This is a genomic window from Cohnella luojiensis (assembly GCF_004564235.1).
In the GTDB taxonomy this organism is placed as follows: Bacteria; Bacillota; Bacilli; order Paenibacillales; family Paenibacillaceae; genus Cohnella; species Cohnella luojiensis.
This window is the reverse complement of sequence record NZ_SOMN01000045.1, coordinates 1-22,705: the sequence shown is the minus strand read 5'-3', so window position 1 is coordinate 22,705 and position 22,705 is coordinate 1. Positions and strand designations below refer to the sequence as shown.

The window sequence follows — 22,705 nt, the reverse complement described above, 5'->3', positions numbered from 1 at the left end:
ACACCCTTTAAGAGTTTGTTAAGAATGCTCATACTTTGCTAACATTTAACTATTCAAATCTATTATATAGTGTCGAACGTTGTTCGTCTAACTCCTTTTTTGTAACAGCAGATTACGAATCGTTCCCATTGTTTCTTGCAGAGATTGGAATAACTTGAATTGCAAATCTTCGATAGAACCATCATCCTTCAACGATCTCTCAACCGCCGAGGCAATTTCTTGAACGGCAGAAGCGCCTAAGTGACCAGCTGTACCGCTTAAGGAGTGAACGAGACGAATGGCTTCCGCGCGATTGTCTTCCTCTAATAGCTTCGGCAAAAGATTTTCCACGTCTGAATATTGTTGTTGAAATTTGTCCAAAAGCTGTAAATACAGATTGGTTTTCCCGTCCAGTCGCTGAATGGCGAGCAATGCGTTAAGGCCAGGCAAATCTTTCTCCTGCCAGGCATCCGAATGTTCCGCGATATTGGCGAAAAGAGTTGGAAGCCTTGTAGGGAACCATCGTCCAAGTACCGCGAAGAAAACCTCAGGGTCGATGGGTTTCATAATAATATCGTTCATGCCGGCTGAGAAGCATCTAACTTCCTGATCCTTCGTAACGTCAGCCGTTAACGCGATAATGGGCAAATCCTCCTTACTAAAATGTTCGCGGATATGGATCGTAGCCTCGATTCCATCCATAATCGGCATATGCAAGTCCATTAAAATCAAGTCGAAGTTCTTATTATCCAATGCGATTAAGGCTTCATTGCCGCTCTCCGATAATTCGACCTCAAAGCCCTGCTGCCCCAGAAGCTGCTTGACTACTATCCGGTTAATCTCTTGGTCGTCTACGACTAATATCCGCAACGGCGCTTCCAAGGAATGTCCATGTTGAAGAAGGGATGGCGAACCGGGAACATCCTTATAGCAATGCGTCCTCTCGGCAAGGTTGCAGATCACTCGCAGAGCTTGTTCGACATGAATTGTAGACGCAGGCTTGACGATTACGGCTGTTGGCTTATATTCGTTGGGCAATTGTTGAAGAGCGTCTCTTCCGTGTAAAGACGTAGAGGAGATCACTTGAATTCCGCGCTCGTCCAGTTCGGTCTTCCAGCTCATCCATGTCTCTTCGCCATGCATGTCTTCCGACTCCATGTCGACAATGACGAGATTCCATTTATCATCCTGCAGCAGAGGCCGTGCTTTCGCCCATGAGCGTAAGGTAATGACATCGCAGCCGTAAGAAGCAAGAAGGGTACGCCAATGCTCAGCCACATAATCCTGATCCTCAAGCACGATGACGTGCAAGCCAAGGTCATGAAGCTTGGAAGGGACAGTCTTGCCGGAATCTATCGGAAACACGAGCTCGAAACTGAAAGTGCTGCCGACGTGATAGGTGCTATCCACGGAAATAGTCCCGCCCATTCGTTCGACCAACGTATGCGAGATGACGAGACCCAGTCCCGTTCCGCCGTATTTGCGACTTGTTTTCTGATCGGCTTGAACGAAAGGCATGAACACATGGGAACACTGCTGTTCCGTCATCCCAATGCCCGTATCCATCACGGAGAACCGCAAACGGGCCTGTCCGCCTTCAAGCTCGATCAGATGAATCGAAAGATCTATCAATCCGATGTTCGTGAATTTGATTGCGTTGCTGCCTAGGTTAAGAAGAACCTGTTCCAGACGGATCGGGTCGCCAACGAGCCAGTCCGGCACATCCGGATCGATCCGAATGATGAAATCTATCGGTTTAGTACCCAGAAGCACGGAGAACATCCCGCTGAGCCGATGTAAAGATTCATCTAACCGGAAAGTTACTCTTTCTAACACAAGTTTGTCGGCTTCCAACTTCGAGAAATCCAGAATGTCGTTAAGAATTCTTAACAGGCTTTGCGACGATTCAGAGATCTGGCGCGAATAGTCCGCTTGGATGTCCGATAATTCAGAGCGCTGCAGAAGATAAGTCAGCCCGATGATGCCGTTAAGCGGAGTACGGATTTCATGACTCATCCGAGCCAGGAATGAGCTCTTAGCTTCGTTGGCTTCGTCCGCTTCCTCTTTGGCTTTGACAAGCTGTCTTTGAATCTCCTTCTGATCGGAAATATCCCTTACGATGGTAGAGAAGAAGGTATCCGTGTCGTCATCGGTGATGTGGGCCACGACAGTAATGGAAGCGATCTGGGTCTGCCCGTCTACGCCAACGAATTGAATCTCTCCTTGCCAATATCCCTGTTTCTGCGCTTCCGTCAAACCATCGGCAAACCTCACCGTCATTGGAATCGTCATATAATGACTGAGACAGCAATTATCCTCGTTCAGAACATCAATACCTAGGAAGGAATGGCCCGCTTGGTTAAGGTAGAAAATATGACCGCGCATATCAAACGAAGCGATCATATCGTGTGCGCTCTCCATAATTTCGAGCAGCCTCGTATTGGTTTCGACCGCTTTCTTAATCTCGCTTATGTCCCTTGCGATTAGAACGTAACCTTTAATCGTGCCGTCCGGATGCCGCATCATGCTCGTATTAAGAGACACGAGCATACGGGTGCCCTCGCGATTGATCCAAGTCCACTCCCAATCCGGCAGGAAGCCCTTATGGGACATGACGAATAATACGGCTTCGTCGGGGGTAACCGACCGCTTCAGCTTGTCGGAATAGAACCTCGCGCGTTCGTGCAGTTGGTCATGGTCATGCCATAGCAGGAGGGATTTCTTGCCAATGACCTCTTTCTCTTCATAGCCAAGCATTTCTTCTGCCCTTTTGTTGTAGGAAGTAATGAAGAACTGCGAATCGGTAACGATCATGGCATAATGGTTCTGGCGTATGAAAGCTTGAAAAGGCTCGAACAAGTCCTGTAGATTTACAATCATTCCATTGACCGATAGCGCCAGTATCCCCATTTCGTCATGACTTCGAACTCTTAACGGCGTTGGATAGAAGTTGCCTGCCGCCACATTCTTGGTAACCTCGACAACATGCTTAAGTCTATTGAGAATGGAGCGCTGCGTAATGAGATAGAGGAGAGTACCGAGAACGATTTCGGCCAACGCGATTAACCCCATATTCAACCAAAGGGACTTTCGCATGGGAGCTTCGAATTCTTCCTTCGAAACGGAAAGTACCGCATACCAATTCGTTTCCGGAACTTTTACGTAGAACAATTTCAGAACCTGGCCGAATACGCTCTCCTCCCCGTAGCCTTCCTCGCTGTTTCTGAGTTTTTCCGCAAATTCAAGAAGTGCCGGCTCATCTTTTATATAATTGCGTTTCAGAATGAGGGTAACGTCGTCGTAATAGAGAAGGTTCGTTTCCCGATCTATTAGAATAATGGCACTGTCTTTGTAATCGGAAGAGTGCATTCTAAATTGATCGCCGAATACCTTCATGGAATCCAGCGCCATTCCGATTACGCCTTGAATAACGTTGTTCTCGTCATAGTGGGGAACCATGATCCATAAGACGGGTACGCCCTGGGCATCAAGAATTACGTTCGAATAGCTTGTTTTGCCATTCAATGCTTGCTGATAAGCTATATTATCTCTCATCGGAATCGTCGTGCCATCCAACAACTTCACGTCGCCGCCAAAATTGCCGATCCCAATATGCCTCGTCTTTAGGTGGTTCGCTAACGGGACCTCATTCCTTAGGAAAATCAGCTTCTGCTCCGTTGTTTGCAAGCGCGGAGGAATCTTGCTAATGAGCTCCGCTTCCTTAAGTTGAAGAGCGAGAGAAGAATTCAAATTGGTAACCGAACTTTTAAGGTTGGTTAAGCTATGGTGAATCAACTGATTGTTCATTTGCTTATTAGAGGTCTCGTAAGTAATAAAATTCATGAGCATAAACGATGCCGTATTGATCAGGATAAGCGTGACTACGATCTTAAAGCGAAGAGACCTGAACATAAACAAGCAACACCCCCGGTGTAATAGGTCAACAAACTATTAGCGATTTTCATAGAAAACAAATACGTAATGGCTAAATCTACTAATACTTTGTCTCTATCATAACGAATGAGAGCATGAATCGACAGATCTATCTTCAATTCTTGCAAAGGAGACAAGCACAAGTGTTAAAGAACATGACGGATTGGCAAGTCGTAAAGGAAGATGATTCGCTGATAAGGCACATTAATGAACAATTCGGCGATAGATATGATTTCACTGAGAGCGAGAGGGAAGTCCTGAAGCTCGCTTTGTTGTTCGGCTTAGAGGATGGCGATATCTTAACGACTATGCAGATTCAATCTGCAACTCTGGACAACCACTTGATATGCATGCTTGGGAAAACCAGAACGAACTCCACCCGCGAGCTTCAAGCCTTGTTTCTGCGTTATGTCATGCAAAAGCTTCCAGCCTAGGCGGCGGAAGCTTGTTAGGGTAATTAATATCATTAATTAGGTGTTGGGAATAAGAATGGTGAATACGGCGCCAAGTCTAGAATCATTACCGGCGGTTATTTGTCCATCATGCATATCGATGATCTTCTTCACGATCGACAATCCGAGACCGCTGCCGTTGCCCGAGCGATTACGGGATTTGTCCTCCTTGTAGAAGCGTTCGAATAGGTGGGGGAGGGACGCATCGGATATCCCGCTTCCGCTATCCACGATACGGACGCATACTTGATGATTCTCCTCTGTTAAACGAAGGCTGATCGTACCGCCTTCGGGCGTAAATTTGATGCTGTTGTGCAGCAGGTTGACCCATACTTGGCTCATCAAGTCTTCATCAGCTTTAATCGTTAGCTCCGGCAATTCCACATCCATCTCGATATTCTTTTCCCGCCAAAGCGGCTCGCAAGATAAGATGATATGCCGCAGCTGCCGGTCAAGCCGATAGGGCTTCGGTTCGAACGGATGATGCTTGGATTCTAGCGAAGTCAGCTTGAGAAGGTTATCGCTCATTCTGGAAAGGCGTTTGCTTTCGATTTCGATGATCTCCAAGTAGTGCTTGCGAGTAGAGGGAGAAATATCCTCGTTCTGCAATGCTCGAGCGAATCCGGCGATGGAAGTCAGCGGGGATTGAATCTCGTGCGACACGTTAGAGATGAATTCCTGCCGCACCTGCTCCATTTGGTTAAGCTCCGAGGCCATTTCGTTAAAGCCCGTGACTAGATGTCCGAACTGTCCCATGAACCGCGGATTCATTTCCAGGCTAACATCGAAGTTCCCCTTGGATAGCTGCTTCATCGCGTTGAGCATCTGCAGGAACCATTCCATCTGTCGGCGTATCGGCGCAAAGAAGATGCGAATGAGATTCATGATAAGGAAGAGAATCGTGAACGCCATGACGATGGTTAAATACTGGCGTAATACATCATGTCCTTGCTCCGGGAACCAAGTACGGTAGATCAGTCCCATCAAAAGATAAGCGAGCCCCCAGCTTACGGCGATACCGACGTGAACGGATAGGATACCGAAGATAAACCACTTCTTAGGAGGTCGCAGTTGTTTGCCCAGCTCTTTCATCTTTTGCCTATGCTCCGTGCTTTCCCGTTGTCTGCCGAAAAATCTCCCGCGCCTGATTTTATCCTGCTGTCCCTCGGGATTTCCGTTATGACGTCTCACGCCGATACCTCCAGCCGATATCCGAGCCCGCGGATCGTCGTAATCTTAAAGCCGTACTGTCCATCGGGAAACCTCTCCCTCAACCGCTTAATATGAACGTCTACGGTTCGTTCGTCCCCTTCGTAGTCGAACCCCCAAATTTGCTCAATGAGTTGTTCCCTGGAGAACGTCTTGCCCGGATAGCTGGCCAGTTTGAATAGCAGCTCGAATTCCTTGAGCGGAAGAGTCAACGATTGCTCGTCCGCCATCAGGGAATAGGATTGCTTGTTAAGCTGTATGTTTCCAATCGTTACGTTCTGTGAGATCGATATCCGGTATCTCTTTAACAACGCCTTTACTCGCGCCACAAGTTCAACGGGTTCGAAAGGTTTCACCATATAATCATCCGTTCCCAGCTGAAAGCCCTTCAGCTTCTGTGCCGTTTCCCCCTTCGCAGTCAGCATGAGAAGCGGCATCTCGAAATGCTCGCGCAATTCTTGGCATAACTCCCAGCCGTCCATATGGGGCATCATGACGTCCAGGATGACGAGATCCGCGGTCATCGTCTCAAGCAGTTTAAGAGCATGGGTGCCATCGGCGGCTTCCTTAACCTCGAATCCTTCTCGTTCAATGAACACCTTCACAAGCTCGCGAATATGCGGATCATCATCTACGACGAGTATTCTTGTCATCTTCAGGCAGCTCCTTTCCTAAGGATTATGTCAGTTGCTCTTGATAGCGAAGCTGTTGTTCGGCGAATTCACGATAAAGCTCATGGCTGACGACCAATTGCTCGTGGGTTCCGATACCCGTAATGCTTCCCTTATCGAGGAAAATGATCTGGTCCGCGTCAACGACGGTGGAGAGGCGATGTGCGATAACGATCGTCGTGCGGCCTTTCATGAGGTTGTTCAGCGCCTCTTGAACGACGCGTTCCGACGTGCTGTCGAGCGCGGATGTAGCTTCGTCTAACATAAGAATTCGCGGATTGCGAAGCAATGCCCTGGCAATCGCGATACGTTGGCGTTGCCCGCCAGAAAGCTTCATCCCGCGCTCGCCGACCTCGGTCGCGAAGCCTTCGGGAAGCTCATCGATGAATCCGTCCGCGTAAGCCATTCGCGCAACCGTCCTTAGCTCGTCTTCGCTTACTTCACGATCTAATCCGTACGTAATATTTTCGCGAATCGTACCTGACATCAACGGACTTTCCTGCGAGACGTAGCCGATCAGGCTGCGCCAAGACGCCAAGGAGTATTCGTCGATCTCGTCATTTCCATAAGAAATGCTGCCGCCTTGCGGCTCATAATACCGCTCGATCAAGGAGAACAATGTGGTCTTGCCGCTGCCGCTCGGTCCTACAAGAGCCGTCACTTTGCCCGATGGTACAGTGAAGTTGACCTTCTTCAAGATCGCTTCCCCGTTATCATAATTAAAGGAAAGGTCTTTCAGCGCAATGGAAGAGTCGGCGGAAGGGACTTGTTTCCCTTGGTCTTGTACTTCCTCGGATTGAGATAGAATGTCTATCATACGCTCCGTCGCGCCGATAGCTTTCTGCAGCTGCGTGAAGAACGCGGTAATCTGCCCGAGCGGCATCACGATCTGGATCAAGTAGAGGATGAAGGCGACCAATTCGCCCGCGGTGATCGAACCATTCGATACCCGTAATCCACCGTAGCCGATAATGACGACCATTAACGTCATAATGACGATTCCCATGAGCGGTCCGATAATCGCTTGAATCTTGCCTTCGCGAACGCCCAACTTGAACAGCTTGTCGATGCCGGACTTGCCGCGTTCATATTCGATCGGCTCGGCGTTGGAAGATTTCACAAGGCGCACCTCGGACAGAACCTGGGTAAGCACGGAGGTAAAACTCGCCGTCTCGTTCTGCATATTGCGCGAGATATGATGCATTTTCTTGCCGAGAGGAACGAGAATAATCAAGGTAAGAGGCACGGCGATGAGCAGCATTAAGGTCATCTGCCAGTCTAACGTGAACAAGATGATAACGGAGCCTATAATCGAGATGACGCCGGTAACAAAGCCCGACATATGCTCGGAGACGACTTGTTTGACGACGTTCGTGTCATTGGTAACCCGGCTGATAAGTCCGCCGGTCTCTTCCTTGTCATAATGTGCTACGGGCAAGTAGAGGAGCTTGCGCCACAGCAGATCGCGAAGTCCGGACAGAATCTGCTGGCCGAATTTATTGAGGAGGTATATGGACAACCCTCCCGATATCGTCTGTACGACGAACACGCAGACTAGCATGACGATCTGATAAGACTCCAACGAATCCAATGTGAATCCATCGACCAAATTCTTCGTGAACAAAGGGACGAATAGACCAACGATCGTCGAGACTAAGCTGAACGAAAGCGCGATGGCAAGCATGAGCTTGGATGGCTTTGCTTTGTTAATCAGAGTTGCTAATGATTTCCAGTTGTTCTTGTTCTTAGGAGGGATAGTTCTTTGTCGTTCGTTAGTTTCAATTGCGTTCATCCGTAATCCTCATTTCTACTTTGTATGATCAGATCAATGCAGATAGGTTTATCTTTCCATTATGCTATTACGCTTAAGCGAAAGCCATCGTTCCATGAATGGAGTGAGGACCACAGCCTCATCATGCCTCAGATTTATGAACTGAATATGAACGGGAGCATGCTCTAGGCTCTCGTCCATGATACAATTAGTGGATAGTAAGTTTACATATGGAGGTTGCATTCGCATGTCCGATACGTGGATCAATAATAATCGGTTGACCGCTCAAATTTCGTTTCTCGCGGAGATCGACAAACTGAAGAACGTCCTCCGCAAGACTTTCATTATGGATGGAAGCAGATTGGAAAATACAGCAGAGCATAGCTGGAATGTAGCGTTAATGGCTGTCGTCCTCATGGAGCATGCGAACGATACGTCGCTCGATCTAAATCGCGTCATTCGAATGCTGCTGCTTCACGATCTGGTGGAGATCGACGCCGGCGACACTTTCGCCTACGATACGCAAGGGTATTTGGATAAGGAAGAAAGGGAGAATGCCGCTGCCCGAAGGCTGTTTGGCATTCTTCCCGAAGATCAACGCGGAGAGTGGATGGATTTATGGCGGGAATTCGAGGACGGAGAGACGTACGAATCCAAATACGCTGCAGCCTTGGACCGGTTGCATCCGGTTATCAATAATCACTACACGGGCGGCGCGAGCTGGCAGAAGAACGGAATCGTGAGGTCTCAAGTGCTCAAGCGGCTTGCTCCCGTGAAGGAAGTATCCGATACGCTCTGGAGTTTCGCGCTGGAGATTCTGCAGAAATCCATCGATCAAGGCATCTTGCTGGATGACCCGATTGCCGAGGAGGTATAACCATGCCGCGCTTGCAAGGGAGCCGCATCATGCTGAGGGAGTACCGACGAGACGATCTGCCTTGGATTCGCCAATGGGTGAATGATCCGAATATCGTCTGTCATTTATCGGATATTTTCCTCTATCCGCATGCTCAGGAGTCGACCGAAGCTTATCTTGACGGAATTCTCGAGGGAAGCTCGGACAGTCGGGGATTCGTTATCGCCGATCGTTCGACGGAGGCTTATATCGGACAAGTGAATCTGGACTCCATTGATTGGAAAAACCGGGTCGGACGCATCGGGATCGTCATCGGCTCCCTTGAGCATATGGGACTTGGTTATGGGACGGAAGCGATGAAGCTGCTGACTGCGTTCGCTTTCAACGAAATGAATCTGAATCGGTTGGAGTTAGACGTGTATGATTTCAACGAGCGGGCGATCAGATGCTACTTAAGCTGCGGATTTCAACAAGAGGGAAGGCTTCGCGAGCGGCAATATAAGAACGGACGTTACGTAGACGTCATTCAGATGGGCATACTGAAGTCGGATTGGAAAGCGTGGAGTCAAGCGGTGACCGGTGAAGGGGAAGATACCCGATGATGCCGCAGCTACGGCCAATTCCGCGTTCCCCTCTGCGATTGCGAGCCGGGAAATGGGCGTATACTTCAAGGCGTTATCTGGAATGGATGTTCAGCAGGGTAAAATTCGCTAAGAAGAAGAGCGAAACTCCGCTAACTCACGTCATCATGCAACACCGCACGCCTCTTATACGTAAGCTGGCCAATACGGAGATGTGGCTTCAGAGGAACAAAGTCGTTAATCTGTCGGTAGCCGTACCTCGTTTGGATGGAATACTATTGCGCCGGGAGAGACTTTCTCATATTGGCAGTTGCTCGGAAATCCTACGAGACGCAAAGGGTACGTGGACGGCATGATATTGTTCTGCGGCGAATTAAGGACGGGAGTAGCTGGCGGTCTCTGTCAGCTGTCCAACCTTATTTACTGGATGACGCTCCATACGGAATTAACCGTTACGGAACGGCATCGCCATAGCTATGACGTGTTTCCGGACGCTAGCCGGACCCAGCCCTTCGGCAGCGGGGCGACTTGCACTTATAATTATCGGGATCTTCAAATCACGAACAATACTTCGGTAACTTATCAATTACGGTTACATCTCGATGGCGAGTATCTACATGGAAGCTGGTTAGCGGAACAATCGTCACGTTATCGTTATGAAGTAAAAGAAAGAGATCACGCGATCACGTCCGAACCTTGGGGTGGGTATATTCGGAATAATCTGTTGTATCGCGATGTGTACGCGTTGGATGGAGAATGGTTGAGGGAAGAAGAGATTACGGAGAATCATTCCCTCATGATGTATTCTCCGTTGCTCAGCGAAATTACGTCTGAGGCATAGCGCTCATGTCCATATAGGCAATTTCCCACAGATGCCCGTCCAGGTCCTCGAAGCTTCTGACGTACATGAAGCCATGGTCCGCCGGATCTTTGGATTGCTTGCCTCCCGCGGATAACGCCTTGTCCGCCAGTTCGTCCACATGCTCCCTGCTGTCGGCGGAGAGCGCGATAATCCCTCCAGCGGCGCTGGCGACATCGGCCACCGGCTTGTTGATGAACGTCCGGAAATACGACTCAACGAGCAGCATAACGAACGTATTGTCATTGATCACCATGCAGGCCGAGTTATCGTCGGAAAACTGGGGGTTGAACTCGAAGCCAATACTCTGAAAAATTCCTTCGTCCGGTTCAAATTTTTCACTGGCAAGTTTACGTACGTATGAGTCGATTTGTAAGCCATCACTTAGGTCACCTCATCATATTTTCAACGCTGGCGTTCATGCGGGTGCGTCTTTTCTACAAAGGAAATGAGGAGTAAATTGTCGAAGGAGTAGAGTATATAAATGATTGGGAGGATGGTTATTGATGGAAAAGACGATTAAGAATTACCGTTTTTATGGACATCGCTTTGCCGGAAGAAATAAAGAATAATTTCGAGGTGATTCCCGGTGATAACCCTAAGAAGAATAACCAAAGATGAAGTGAAAGAATTTTGGCGACTACGACTAGAGGCATTAAGAAGTGACCCTGGATCGTTCGCCGCATCCTATGAAGAGTCGGTCCAACAATCCATAGATTCAGTCAAAGATAGAATCGGCGAGACGGATGACAATTATATCATTGGAGTTTACGATGCAGAAAATACGCTGGTTGGAATGGCGGGCTTCAGAAGGGAACAGGCGTTAAAGCTAAAGCATAAAGGATTGATCTGGGGAGTTTATGTATCCAGTACGCATAGGAATCAAGGAATAGGCAAGCTCATGTTAAGCGAAATCATCAGTAGATCGAAGCAATTGAACGATTTCAAGCAAATCCTTCTCTGTGTAACCACGACCAACGACTCGGGTAGACGTCTATATCAATCACTTGGCTTTATTACGTACGGAGTAGAAAAGAATGCGTTAAGAGTTGGCGATCAATATCTAGATGAAGAGTTAATGGCACTTACTTTCGATGAATGACTTGAAGTGAGGAACTAGTGGACGATTTTGGAATCGATGGATAGTCCCTAGGTCGGTTCCCTCGACAGGGTTAATTCTGCTATAATTCTCCTAATCTAGTATACAAACACCATGGGAGAATCGGAGATATGAATAAATGGGGAAAATCAGCCGCGGCGATCGGGTTAGCGGTGTCTATTCTAGGAAGCGGTTGGACGGGGACTGCATCTGCAGCAACCGTTAAGAATGAGATTAAAGTCGTATTGGACGATGTAATTTTGCCGCTTGGCGCGTCGCCGGTGATTAAAAACAACGTCACTATGGTTCCATTTCGGTCGTTAGCAACAGCATTGGGAATAAAAGTCGTTTGGGATAGCAAGACTAAATCCGTTCGTGCGGAAGGTTTGGTCAACGGGACGACGCGCAAAGTCGTTCTGAGCTTGGGGAAGAAAAGCGCACTAGTAGACGGAAAAGCCGTACAGATGATTGCAGCTCCTCTCATCGTAAATCAGCAGGTGCTTATTCCGCTTAAATTCTTCGGTACGCAGTTCGGCGCGAACGTCGGATGGAGCAAGGCAACGAATACGATCTCGGTTGTCTCTCCGAAGAGAGCCATGCACTTGAGAGCTTTCTATGCGATGGGATCCTTCTCTCAGCGTGCGAGAATCGCTTCTATGGATTCCGTCGCTTTCGGATGGACTAGGATCAATGAGAATGGCGAGCTCACGCTGGAAGGCGTGGACTTCAATTGGCCGGAAGCCGCGGGTGACATTACGCCCGAGTCGATGGTTTTGGATGCTGCTTCGCAAGGGAAGAAGCCTTATTTGATGGTATATTCGGTTGACGGCAAAGGCGAGCTCACGAAGATGCTCAGCGATGAGACGCTTCGGAATAACGCCATCGATAATATTGTGAGACTAGCGGAAGACAATAAGTTCGGCGGCGTATTGCTAGATTTCGAGGGTCTTGGCTTAAGGCTTGATCCGCTTGGACAGCAGAAACTGATTAACGATTATGTACGGATTCTGGATCATAAATTAATGGCATTAAATATTGAACTATCTCTGGCTGTACCCCCTCCGAACGGTGCTTACAAGGGTTATGATTACAAGACATTAGCTACTTTGGCGGACGATTTGGTCCTCATGGCTCATGATTACAATCCGAAAGGAACGCCCGATCATACGCCGGAACCTAATGCCAAAGTCGTGGAAGCCATCGAGCTTGCGCTTAAAGCTGGAGTACCCGCGAACAAGTTGATCCTGGGAATCAGCTTATGGAATGAAACGACAACGACGGTGGATGACAAGCTTGGCCTGGCCAAACGGTATGGATTAAAGGGTGCGTCTTTCTGGCGATTAACGTTCTATAGCGATGATATCGCCAATGTGATTGATAGAGTGGTAGAGAAAGCAGGAGAGTAACGGTGCTGTTCGACAAAGTTTTGAGGAACTATTTTGCCGGCGGGGATTGGACCATTGTCGAAGGACAGTCCGGTTGGAACAATACGACACGGTTCGTGGAGGCGGAAGGGCGAAAGTGGGTCCTGAGAATCTACGAAACCCACAAGGACGAGGACAAGATCCGTTATGAGCATGAAATTTTACTGGCTCTAAGCGAGAAATCTTTGCCTTTTCAAGTTCCAGTGCCTGTTCGAGGCCATGACGGCCAAACGATCGTGAAACTGAATGATGGGTCCGATCGATTGGCGTGTTTGTTCATTTATATTGAAGGGCGCCGACCCGATGGGGAAAGCAAAGGGATCGCCTATTCCTTCGGTGTGGCTACCGGATACTTAAGTAAAGCACTAAATGGTCTGAAAGTAGAAGGCAAGCCGCAATATCCTCCGTATTACGAGATGGATTCCGCTCATCCGTTGTGTATGCCGGACCAAGTCGCTGCCTTCTGCCAAAGTCCTCCGATGGTATTCGCAGGAGAAAAAGAAGCGTTGCGAACGGTGCATGAATCCATCGTGAAATTCCGCGACTACTTGCCGCAATTTCGGTCGCTGCCTCATCAACTCATTCATGGAGACATCAACTACTCCAATTCGCTTGTAAGCGAGGGGGCAGAGGATCGAGATCGAGTCGTTGCGATACTAGACTTCGAGTTCTGTACTTGGGATTTGAGGGTTATGGAAATTGCGGTCATGATATCCGGTTTCTTAAACGGCGAACGCTCATTGGACACTATCGAGGAATTCCTCCACGGGTGCGGAGTGCAGCTTAGTCTGGACAAAGCTGAGATTGAAGCTATTCCGTTGCTCGTCCAGCTTAGAATCCTTGATGTTTTCCTCCATTTCCTTGGTCGTTACTTAGACGGAGTCTATGGAGAAGAGGTTCTTCGCGAACAAACGTTGTCCGCCTATGATGGGCTTAGGAATCTGGAGGAAATCGGAGACAAGTTGAGGAGTCATAGCATTCGATATTTATCAAGCTAGGGATGGGCTCGCCCTTCAATTCATGACCGTAGGAAACGAAGAGCGATACAAACACATTTTGGTAGGTATGGAGGACATGCTTCTTCGGTATTTGAGAGGGTAAATTTGATGGCATGAAATAAATAGTGAGACGTATTCGCATGGATTCGCGGATACGTCTTATTTGTCTTACGATAGGGGTAGACAACCATAAAAGGACATGTTGGGTAATTTGTCGAAGTATAGGGGAGGTTCATATATCTATTTATAATAAATCCCCGCATTAAAAAACTATAAAAACAAACGGAGGTTCGTTTCAATGACGAGTAATTTCTTCTGGGAATTAATAAATAATTCCAAAAAGAACGGTGTAGAACAAGTTGAATGGTTAACCAAAGAATTAATAAAGAAAAATAGTGAAGAGATCATTCAATTCGAAATAGAGTTTAAGAATAAGTTGGAACAATCATATACATCTTCATTATGGGGTGCAGCTTTTGTAATAATGGGAGGATGTTCCGATGATGGATTTGATTACTTCAGGTGTTGGTTAATCTCCCGAGGAGAAGAAGTATTCAATCAGGTATTGAAGAATCCTGAATTTCTAGCAGAATATTTAACTGAAGATTATTTACTAGAAGATGAATTTGCGCCCCAATTGGAAGAGTTATTATCAGTGGCTTCAGATGCGTACATTTATCAAAAAACCGGTATGTTCGAGTATAACGATGATACAAAAACCAAATTTTTAAAGGAGTTAGAAGCTCGGGGCTATAATTTTGAACCAATAGAAATTGAAATTGATTGGGAGGAAGAAGACCTAGAGGTAAGGTATCCTTTTTTATGGGATAGATTTGGAGAGAACCCACTGACGTAAGGAACGCTTCGAAGTCGGGGACATCTTATAACAATGTGTTCACGCATCGGGGCATACGCCCCTCGGTCGCCAGAGGTATTTCGAAGAAGTGGACTCAGGCGACACATCCGCACCCTAACCGCATCGCGGCTGGTTCCTTCGGAACCTTAAGGTGGTGGGACGTCGTGAACACGGAAACGTTATCGGAAACCACTGTAGCAGATCAGGTTCCTATTACAATAGATAAATCGGAGGGAAAAGAATGGTCGATGTAGTAACTGAAATAAATATTAATCAACCAATAGTATCTGTTTCAAGTTATGCTGCAGATCCTGACAACGCACCTTATTGGTATGTGAATATTATTTCTTCAGATTGGCAAACACAGAAACCTTTAAGTATTGGATCTCGAATTGCATTTAAAGCACGTTTTTTAGGTAAAGAACTCTCATATGTCTACGAGATTATTGAATTTATTCCCGGCCAGAAACTTGTAATGAGAACTGTGGATGGACCATTTCCAATGGAGACAACATATTCATGGAAAGCAATAAACAATAACAAAACTCAAATGGTTTTAAGAAATAGAGGAGAACCCTCTGGATTTTCAAAGGTATTCAGTCCATTTATGTCATTCATGATGAAAAAAGCAAATAAAAAGGATCTAATGAAAATAAAGAGCATACTTGAAAACTAATAAAATTCAAGAGACTCCTGAGGTAAATCGAAGAGGACAAGGGCATACCAACACATTAGTAATCTTAAGAAAAGCCCCTTGCAATCGGTACTTTACCGACTGCAAAGGGCTTTTGTTCATTCTTTAATTCAATTAGCTTGGCTGCTTTGAGCAGATTACTGTCTGAGATGTTACCGCTACACCACCGCCACCGTTACCGTCGTTTTCATTTATGCGGAGCATTCGGCTCGTCTTCAGCATATACAGATTTAAATGCGACAGATATATCTCCTTCTTCAAATTCATCCGTATATCCGATAATAGCCAATTTGTACATGCCCTTCGAAAGCTTGGCATTTACGATTGTCCAGTCTTCGGAAAAATAATTAAGGGTGTAGCTGCCGTTAAAATCAGGAAATATAATTTCGCCAGCAGGAAGCGGATTCATGATATATTTTTCTTCGTCAAAGTCATAGATCTCGCCTATTATTCCTACTAATTCATCGTTCAAGTCAAAGATAGCAGCTACAAGATAAACAATGTCCTCAGAGGCAAGCGTAGCCGATATATCGATTGGAGAATCTTCTGTGACGGTTGGATTGGTCAGGCTCATATTTTGAATAGCAAATTCATTATCTCCGGAGTCATCGCCCACATGGATGACAAACGGTAGATGCAAGGATGGGAATCCTGAGCTTTCCAGTAATACTTCACCTTCATAGACCCCGTGTTTCGTTTTTGTAGTGGCTTTAGCAGTTAATAAAAACTCGAACTTTCCGTGAGGAGCCACAGTTATTTGATCGGAGCTTCTTCCTTGAAGTCCTTTCAACGACATCTCGATATCCATAACATCCGGAGTTGCAATCGGGTCATTAGGATCGGAAGTGACTCGCGGATGCATGACTATCTTTGCTTTATAAGTTGTCTTTTTCTTTGACATGTTCTTAAGCTGCAGAAGCTTATCCGCCGTTAAATTGGAGTCGGGATCTAGCATTCCGAAGCTGACGCTGCTCGCCTCGCTAGGAATCGTTGTCGGCTTCATATGCTCATCATAAATGGTGATTTCATCTAAAGATTGCACAATCGCAGGCGTTTCGATGGCATTGGCAATGTTCACGCGCCCTGCTCCCTGAGAATAAACATCATATTGGATGTTGCTCTCGTTATTGATTACATCTGCTGTATTGGCCAATGCCGCGCGAATGTCTGTTGGGGACCAGTCACGATGCTGTTGTTTCAACAGCAATGCAAGTCCGGCGACATGCGGAGCTGCCATACTTGTTCCGCTAAGCCGTCCATAAGCTTCTTTATAGCTGACGTTCGGTTGATCTTTGCCGTAAGCCGGAAGGGTGGAGAAGATGTTAACGCCTGGAGCGCTCACATCCGGCTTGATGCTGTAATTGCCGTCCGAATTTGGTCCCCTTGAGCTGAAATCGGCAATACGATCACCTGCAATGGTAGATAACTCAAAGTCATTATGAAAAGTGAACTGCAGCGTCTGATCGGGATGGTTGATCAGTTCTCGCGCTAAAGCTCGTCCTTGTTCGCCCGGCATATCAAACGCCGGGATATAATGGTATCCGTCACCAAGATATGCAATAGGTCCGATCGGACCATTTCGTCCAAGAATCGTATCGGAAAGGTCGGGAACGATTGTCCCGTCGTTATTTTGTATGCTGTTTCCGTTAAAAATAATGGCAGCCTTTGCCCCATGCTCGGCAGCGATCTTGATTTTATCTACGAATGTTATTTCACCGCGAGATATAAAAACAACCTTATCAGCTAGATATGCGGCATCCATTCCCGCATAATCCTCCTGCTTGCCTAATCCTACGAACACAGCATCTAATGGTTCTGTGCCTAGTATGGAGCTGAACGCTTCTTGGTCAGTTGTCCAGCTTATGAGATCCAGCCTAGATTCGTAGGTTGTAGAGGCAACTGAGCCTTTTACAGTAGCAGAGTACCGTTTGTCCGTACTCGTAGCCGCAGCTACGGAAATGACAAGCTGCGAGGAAGCCGGAGAGCCAATCGAATAGTAGTAGGGACCTGAGCTGCCCTCATTTCCATTCGCTACAACCGCAACTACTCCTACTAGCACGGCATTGTTAAGCGCGATGGAATCAGGTGAGTTGGGATCCTTTTCGACGCTGTTTCCTAGTGAAAGATTGATAACGTCCATGCCATCCTTTACCGCATGCTCAATACCGTCAATGATAGTGGCCGAGGTTCCGTAAAATCCGCCTGTGTCCCATTGGTGACGGCCGAGCACCTTATACACATAAAGTTCAGCATCATAAGCTACACCCTTTTGAACATTAACGGAAGAGGTATTTGAGAATCTACCGACGATCGTTCCTGCCACATGCGTTCCATGCTCGGAGCCAGGATAACTATTAAGGAGATCCGGTGTATCCTCATAAGGATCTTCATCTTGATTGAAAGAATCATATCCTCCAGCATAGGCATCCTTCAAGTCAGGGTGAAAATAATCGGCCCCTGTATCAAGTACGCCCACCTTCATTCCTTCCCCTGTAAGACCCATATCCCACGCTTTGTCGACTCCGATTTGCTCAAGCGGGATTTTGTCATAAATCGGATTGCTTACTCCTGCCGCACTGGAATCGGATTCTTCAATAGGATGATAGATTAAGTTTTTATGAATTGCTTTAACACCAGGAATTTTGGCGAGCTCTGGAATTTGATTCGCCCTAACGGTAAGCTCCATTCCGTTAAGGACGGTAACGTATTGATAATTTACTTTAAAAGGGATGCCTTTCGCCTTGGCATTGCTCAAAAAGGAGGTCTGCTCGGTTTGCACGATCTGCTCCGTAGCCTCTGCGGCTAGCGCGAGGTCTCCGAGTTTGGCAGCATATCGTCCGACGGCAGCAGGTTGTTTGCTCAACTGAATAATAACGTTAATATCTTCCGCGGAAGAGGTGTTAATATCTTCGGCTATTAATGTTTCATCATTATTGGCAGCTAATTCAAAATTATCCGGGGAGCTTTGCAAGATAGACTCACGAATAAGACTATGCAGCTTAGCTTTATCAATTGGAGAAGAAGATGCTTGTGAAGGTGAGTCGGCTGCGCTGATGCTTTGCGATAAAAGACTGCCCAAGAGAACAACGGCCGTAAAGAGTGATATCGATTTATTGAGAAGCGATTTTTTCAAGTTCGGATTCCCCATTTCACAACATAATAGTAACAAATGCGCATTCTAGCTCAAGTTCAATACATCGAGGGCATCGATGGTGATCACACTGTTGGTAGAACGTTCATTTTTCTGTCCCGCGTGAACAATTTTAATTTTATGAGTTCCATTTGGAAGATCACCAGATGTGAATACCGGCACCTGGTATTGAATTTTTTCGCTATACATATCAATGGGTACATCAGTAACGAGTTTATCATCGATATAAATATTTGCTTTGCCGCGGTTCTTCCCGATATTAGACCAGAGTGTTACTCGAGTACCCGTAAATGTGAACTCTACCGAGCTGTCCGGAGTTGTAGTAAACCTTTGAATACCGTCGGTGAATTTCAGACCGTAGTTTGTACCCCATGGACCTTTAAAGACAGTAGAAGGGTGAAGCGACGAAATTAAGTTCGTTACGATAAATGCATCCACGTTAATGGCAGCCTTTGGTTTTTTGGATAAAGGATCACGCTGACCCGTCCATTCAATGCGGATGGAATGATGGCCATTCGGTAAAGACTTCTTGAAGATAGATTGCTTTGTCACAGAAGATTTGCTGAACAAAGAAGGAGAAGCAACTATTAAACCGTCAATATACACGTTAGCAATACCTTGGCTGTCGTTCTTAGAGCCGATCCATTCAATGACGTTTCCTCTAAAGCCAAATTCAACGCTGCCTTGGGCATCAATTTGCTTTAAGGCTCCACCAGAGTAAGCAGACTTGGAAAGGGAGGACCAAGAGCCTTCGAATAGAAGAGACTCATTGACGTCTTCAAACAGGCCCGATTGATTTCCTGAATTCACGCTTAATGTATACTTACCGGCTCCTTCATAGGCATAGACATTGATATAATAGGTGCCAGTTTCGGTTGCGGTATAAATGATAGATTCATTTGAAGTATTAGGATTCTCAGAGAAAACCAGAGCATTTTCCTTTTTCGATATCGTTGTTGCAGCCGGCGAGTATAGGATCAGATCAAAGTCAGTACCAGCGTCACCGGTCAAGGAGAGATTGACGTTCTCTCCGGTATGAAGCTCGATGGAGTAGACATGGTCTGGATTTGAAGCTGCGTCCAGCGTGTTGCTTACTGCTGAATCACGCAGAGGGGTACCCGGGATATCCTTGTCCCAGAGCGCACGATGTGCGCTAATCATTCTTCCGCTGGCAGTCGTGCGCGTCAATGAACTGAGAGCTTTACCGCTATTCGTTACTCTTTGCTTTATGTCTACGGAGCTCATGTATGGATTCTGACTTAGCACTAGAGCTGCAACGCCTGCAGCATACGAGGATGCGTAAGATGTTCCTTGTCTGAACGAATATAGGCCTGCTTTGTTTTTTAGATTGATTTTCGTAATTGAAGGATCATTGCTCAATACAATGTCGTAAAACAAAGCAAAATCATATAACTTATAGAACTGGTCTGCATAAATACTACCAGGTACACCTGTTGTACTTTCGAACACCCCGCCTTGTCCAACCAAGACTAAGTGCAGCACATCTCGAACGAATGCAGAATCAGAGAGATGGTCGATCGCATCTTGACCCGTTAGCATCAGATGACCGCCGCCGTTAAGGTAATTCGTCAAGTTCGCTTGATCATTGTCCGTAATAAGCTTAATTTCGTCATTGAATGTTCCCGTAGTCCCTGTGAACCAAACGACAATGTCGTATTCCTTCAATTTGTCGAATGAAGGGCCGTCCTGCGTCTCATCCTGTACGGTCTCGACATCATAGGTGTATCCCGCATTCATTAACAGGTCTTCATAAATCTTCAAGGTAGGATCCTTATAATCCTCTTCGAATGGAATGATGATTCCTCCGCTTAAACCTTTATTGTCTTGTACGAGCAGCACGCTAGGCGTGTCCCCATTGTCCGGTTTTAGAAAATCCATTGCTCTGTTGAACATATCCTGCTGCTGCCCAGCGAATTCTTCTGGGTAAACAGGGATCTCCTCGAAGCCTATCCCGTGATAAATGGCTTTGTACGTACCGTTATCGATTTCCGCTGCGTAGCCTATATTGACATCAGGAGCGGTCGTAAGAATTAATTCCGAAGGAGCAGCCACATCGACCGATGCTTGACCAAATGAAGCTTGAAGGGCTAACTCGCCAAGAATATTTACGCCTGTAACTGTAAGAATGTTAGGGCTGGCGAAGGAAGCAGGATATAAGCGTTGAATATCGATATTCATCGAAGATGGGGCTTCTCCAGCTGGGACAACGAACAGCATTTGGGAGCTGCCGATCGCATCTTCTAAAGCTTTACTGTATATGTCAGTCGCGATTCCAAGGTTGGCAATTTTGACACCTTTACTCTCAGCATAATGAATCGCATCAATAAGATCCGAAAAATGTCCCCCTGCATTAGAGGAAACCTTGAGCGGCATGATCTTAACATTCGGAGCAACGCCGGCAATGCCTTCATTGTTATTCATAGAGGAGGCAATAAGACCAGCCATATAAGTGCCGAAAAAATCTGCTATCCCGTCATTCAAATCGAATAGTGAATTGTCATCATAAAAGAAATCCCATCCGTTCGTATCGTCGACAAGTCCATTACCGTCGTTGTCAATTTGGTCACCTGGCACTTCGCCTGGATTCTCCCAAATATTATATTTTAATTCCGGAATATCGGTCTTGACGCCAGAAGCTATAACGGCCACGACAACGTCGCTGCTACCTTGGGTGATTTCCCAAGCTTCAGGAGCATCGATGTCTATATCGGGCGTACCGCCAGGAACTTCTCCGCCGTTAAGTATTTGTCCAGTATTATGAAGTCCCCATTGTTCGTGGAATAGCGGATCATTAGGGAGTTCAGGAGCAGCTACCGCTAAATAGGTATCAATGGCTTGGTTCAAGCCGGTTGGCTGCTCAATATTCGCAATATAAAACTTATAATCGGGCTCTGCATATAGAACATTAGGATCCTTCTTCAGCTCTTCTATTACGCTATTAATATCTGCGCCAGCTGATAGATTCAGAACCTCAGCACCAATGCTATTAAGCTTGCGAACGCTTACCACCTGTGTCGATAAAGGACTAGCAAATGTGGAGGCAGACGCGGTAGTGGTTTTGTATTTCACAATAATCCGGTCCGGGGCGTATTCCTGCTTGTTCTCAGGTTGAATGGTTGGAATCTGTTCAGTGCTATCTCCTGTCTCATTCGGCTCAACGGTAATCATGTCGTCTTGTGGTGTCTGTTCTGCGGTCCATTGACTTTTTCTCGGGTTAGCCGAGGGATCTTGCGTTGCAAATGCCGGCGAGACTGCACTAAATGTCAAAAATAGAGAAAAGCTGATAAATAAAAACTTTCGTTGGTGTCTATTCATTTCTTCACTTCCTCTAATAAAAGTATTTTTCTTCTAGCCATTGACTTCTTTCTCAGTTGATTGTCATTTCACCTCCGTCACCTTCTAAGATGTACGACGTTAGGTTTTTTACAAAATTCACGTTATGCATAGCATCATATATGATCTGAATTATTAAAAAAATCAGTCTATTGAACTGGTTTCAAAGCAGTATAATCGAACTATGTCATATTTTGGGAATAAGATTCTAAATGTACTTCCGATAGTGATAGCTGCTTCGATCTGCGATACATTCCTCATTCTATTTGCGGTTTTAGGTGTTTCGGTTATCGTGCTTAGCTTCGTTTGGATGAAAACCTTATTAATCATTCTAGGATCTCTCTTTCTGATCTATATGGGTTATATCACCTGGAGAGCTAAAACGGAGAGTAATACCAATCAAGAAGAGGGAAGCAAGAAAACCGGTAAGCTCATCAGTTATACCATTATGATCTCGATCCTAAACCCGCACGCGATCTTAGACACAATCGGGGTTATAGGAACAAGTTCATTGAAGTATCAAGGGTTAGATAAAATAGCATTTACATGCGCTTGCATTATGATTTCGTGGATTTGGTTCTTCTCGCTAGCCATATTAGGGCGGTTTGTAGGGAGCAAGGATAAAACAGGCAAGATTGCCCTTTATCTAAACAAAGTATCAGCGGTGGTTATGTGGGGAGTAGCCGTGTATTTGATGATCAGTTTTCGCAAACTCGTGACTTCAGTCGTGAGTTAGAAAACTTCGGATAGGGCGTGGCTTTTGCCATGTTAACTATCGCATATGTTTAGGAAACGGATACAAACAAAAACAACACTTC

Annotated in this window: 15 protein-coding genes and 2 pseudogenes; 10 read left to right on the top strand and 7 right to left on the bottom strand. The window is 46.3% G+C overall.

The window, feature by feature from the left end:
• Positions 1 to 87: 87 nt before the first annotated feature.
• Positions 88 to 3,891, bottom strand: a complete 3,804-nt coding sequence (locus E2980_RS21695) for a response regulator (protein WP_240703137.1) — start codon at positions 3,889 to 3,891, stop codon at positions 88 to 90.
• A 164-nt stretch (positions 3,892 to 4,055) separates the two neighbouring features.
• Here E2980_RS21695 and E2980_RS21690 point away from each other — a divergent pair, with 164 nt between their 5' ends.
• Positions 4,056 to 4,346 carry a hypothetical protein gene (locus E2980_RS21690; protein WP_135154322.1) on the top strand — a complete coding sequence of 97 codons (291 nt, stop codon included), beginning with the start codon at positions 4,056 to 4,058 and terminating at the stop codon, positions 4,344 to 4,346.
• A 36-nt stretch (positions 4,347 to 4,382) separates the two neighbouring features.
• Here E2980_RS21690 and E2980_RS21685 read toward each other — a convergent pair whose 3' ends face one another.
• The 3 genes from E2980_RS21685 to E2980_RS21675 are packed head-to-tail and all read right to left on the bottom strand — an operon-like array spanning position 4,383 to position 8,036.
• Positions 4,383 to 5,555, bottom strand: a complete 1,173-nt coding sequence (locus E2980_RS21685) for a HAMP domain-containing sensor histidine kinase (RefSeq protein WP_240703134.1) — start codon at positions 5,553 to 5,555, stop codon at positions 4,383 to 4,385.
• Complete coding sequence (locus tag E2980_RS21680) at positions 5,552 to 6,226, bottom strand: response regulator transcription factor (RefSeq protein WP_135154321.1); 675 nt, start codon at positions 6,224 to 6,226, stop codon at positions 5,552 to 5,554. The genes E2980_RS21685 and E2980_RS21680 overlap by 4 nt, the downstream gene beginning before the upstream one ends.
• 25 nt (positions 6,227 to 6,251) lie before the next feature.
• The gene (locus E2980_RS21675; RefSeq protein ID WP_135154320.1) at positions 6,252 to 8,036 is read right to left on the bottom strand and encodes an ABC transporter ATP-binding protein; all 1,785 of its coding nucleotides are present in this window, start codon (positions 8,034 to 8,036) and stop codon (positions 6,252 to 6,254) included.
• A gap of 226 nt (positions 8,037 to 8,262) precedes the next feature.
• On the opposite strand from E2980_RS21675, the gene E2980_RS21670 reads away from it, so the two are divergent.
• From E2980_RS21670 to E2980_RS21660, 3 genes and pseudogenes are all read left to right on the top strand, one after another.
• On the top strand, positions 8,263 to 8,892 hold the full coding sequence (locus E2980_RS21670; protein WP_135154319.1) for an HD domain-containing protein: 630 nt from the start codon (positions 8,263 to 8,265) through the stop codon (positions 8,890 to 8,892).
• 2 nt (positions 8,893 to 8,894) lie between these two features.
• Positions 8,895 to 9,473 (top strand): GNAT family N-acetyltransferase, encoded by a 579-nt coding sequence (locus E2980_RS21665; protein ID WP_135154318.1) that lies wholly within the window; start codon positions 8,895 to 8,897, stop codon positions 9,471 to 9,473.
• A pseudogene (locus E2980_RS21660) lies at positions 9,470 to 10,293 on the top strand (VanW family protein). Before E2980_RS21665 ends, E2980_RS21660 begins: the two are co-directional and overlap by 4 nt.
• Here the strand turns inward: E2980_RS21660 and E2980_RS21655 are convergent.
• Positions 10,277 to 10,692, bottom strand: a pseudogene (locus E2980_RS21655) (VOC family protein). The pseudogenes E2980_RS21660 and E2980_RS21655 overlap by 17 nt on opposite strands.
• Before the next feature lie 208 nt (positions 10,693 to 10,900).
• Here E2980_RS21655 and E2980_RS21650 point away from each other — a divergent pair.
• From E2980_RS21650 to E2980_RS21630, 5 genes are all read left to right on the top strand, one after another.
• A complete protein-coding gene (locus E2980_RS21650) occupies positions 10,901 to 11,413 on the top strand; it encodes a GNAT family N-acetyltransferase (protein ID WP_135154317.1) in 513 nt (170 codons plus the stop codon).
• Positions 11,414 to 11,541: 128 nt separating this feature from the next.
• Positions 11,542 to 12,816: a stalk domain-containing protein gene (locus E2980_RS21645; RefSeq protein WP_135154316.1), complete on the top strand. Its 1,275-nt coding sequence runs from the start codon at positions 11,542 to 11,544 to the stop codon at positions 12,814 to 12,816.
• 2 nt (positions 12,817 to 12,818) lie between these two features.
• Positions 12,819 to 13,832 carry a phosphotransferase gene (locus E2980_RS21640; RefSeq protein WP_135154315.1) on the top strand — a complete coding sequence of 338 codons (1,014 nt, stop codon included), beginning with the start codon at positions 12,819 to 12,821 and terminating at the stop codon, positions 13,830 to 13,832.
• A gap of 298 nt (positions 13,833 to 14,130) precedes the next feature.
• Positions 14,131 to 14,688, top strand: coding sequence for a DUF4240 domain-containing protein (locus E2980_RS21635; protein ID WP_135154314.1), 558 nt, complete (start codon positions 14,131 to 14,133; stop codon positions 14,686 to 14,688).
• A 241-nt stretch (positions 14,689 to 14,929) separates the two neighbouring features.
• A complete protein-coding gene (locus E2980_RS21630) occupies positions 14,930 to 15,364 on the top strand; it encodes an SRPBCC family protein (RefSeq protein ID WP_135154313.1) in 435 nt (144 codons plus the stop codon).
• Positions 15,365 to 15,569: 205 nt separating this feature from the next.
• On the opposite strand, the gene E2980_RS21625 is transcribed toward E2980_RS21630, so the two are convergent.
• A complete protein-coding gene (locus tag E2980_RS21625; RefSeq protein ID WP_167747216.1) occupies positions 15,570 to 18,515 on the bottom strand; it encodes a S8 family serine peptidase in 2,946 nt (981 codons plus the stop codon).
• 45 nt (positions 18,516 to 18,560) lie between these two features.
• On the bottom strand, positions 18,561 to 21,869 hold the full coding sequence (locus E2980_RS21620; RefSeq protein WP_135154311.1) for a S8 family serine peptidase: 3,309 nt from the start codon (positions 21,867 to 21,869) through the stop codon (positions 18,561 to 18,563).
• A 202-nt stretch (positions 21,870 to 22,071) separates the two neighbouring features.
• On the opposite strand from E2980_RS21620, the gene E2980_RS25210 reads away from it, so the two are divergent.
• Positions 22,072 to 22,623: a LysE/ArgO family amino acid transporter gene (locus E2980_RS25210; RefSeq protein WP_135154310.1), complete on the top strand. Its 552-nt coding sequence runs from the start codon at positions 22,072 to 22,074 to the stop codon at positions 22,621 to 22,623.
• The last annotated feature ends 82 nt before the right edge of the window (positions 22,624 to 22,705 follow it).